Source organism: Streptomyces sp. NPDC003032 (assembly GCF_053591415.1).
Map to the genome: position 1 here is coordinate 1 of NZ_JBSFTT010000129.1, position 1,241 is coordinate 1,241.

Sequence of the window (1,241 nt, forward strand, 5' to 3'; positions counted from 1 at the left end):
TTATATGCGGGGGCTGGTTGCGCCGCTGGAGCGGAAGAACGGCTGGACGCTGGCTGAAGAGGCCGGTCACGCGGGCCCCGATCGCATCCACCGGCTGCTGAACCGGATCGAGTGGGACGCCGACGAGGTCCTGGACGACGTACGCGACTACGTGGTGGAACACCTCGGAGACCGGGACGCCGTCCTGATCGTCGATGACACCGGGTTTCTGAAGAAGGGCATCCGTTCGGCCGGCGTGCAAAGGCAGTACTCCGGAACCGCCGGCCGCACCGAGAACAGCCAGATCGGCGTGTTCCTCGCCTACGCCACCAGCCGTGGACGCGCTCTGATCGACCGCCGTCTGTATCTGCCCACCTCCTGGACGGATGACCGGGACCGCTGCCGCCGGGCCGGCATCGACGACAGCGTCGCCTTCGAGACGAAGGTGGCCATAGCCAAGGCGATGGTCCGCCGGGCCATCACCGACAAGGTCCCTTTCAGCTGGGTGACGGCGGACGCCGCTTACGGCTACAGCAAGGGCTGGCGGTTCGAGCTGGAACAGGCGGACGTCTTCCACGTCATGGCCACCACCCGGCACGACACCGTCGTCACCCGCTGGTCCATCGACCACCCCGTCCACGACCTGTTTCCCGGCCTGCCGCGGCAGAAATGGAAGCGCCGTTCCTGCGGTGAAGGAGCCCAGGGCCAGCGGATCTTCGACTGGGCACGCATCGAAGTGAGGCCCTGGCACCGCGAGGACCGCCGGCACTGGGTGATCGCCCGCCGCAGCGTCAGCAGGCCGGAGGAGATCTCCTACTACATCGCCTACTGTCCCGCCGGCACGACGTTGGACGAGCTGATCCGCATCGCGGGCAGCCGATGGGCAGTCGAGGAATGCTTCCAAACCGCCAAGCAGGAATGCGGCCTGGACGACTACCAGGTCCGCCGCTACCCCGGCTGGCACCGCCACATGACCCTGGCCATGGCCGCCCACGCCTGCCTGACCGTCTTGCGGGCCCGACAGCTGGACGCAGACAGAGAAGAAACGGATCCTCCCAGCTCATCCACCTCAGCCTCGCCGAAATCCGACGCCTGATCCACTGCCTCACCGACCGTCGGCCAGCACCTATCGAGCACATTCTGCAGTGGTCAACGTGGCGCCGACGACGCCAATATCAGGCCCGCCTGAGTCACTACAAACGACGCGGACACAGCCCCTGAAAACTGCCCAGCACTCAGAACAAGCACCGTTGCAGTATTAG

1 protein-coding gene is annotated in these 1,241 nt (G+C 66.1%); it reads left to right on the plus strand.

What is annotated here, in order from left to right:
• Nucleotides 1-1,075 (plus strand): IS701 family transposase (locus tag ACWDZ7_RS42860; protein WP_451804395.1); only part of this gene is annotated, 1,075 nt, incomplete at its 5' end.
• Between the last annotated feature and the right edge of the window lie 166 nt (nt 1,076-1,241).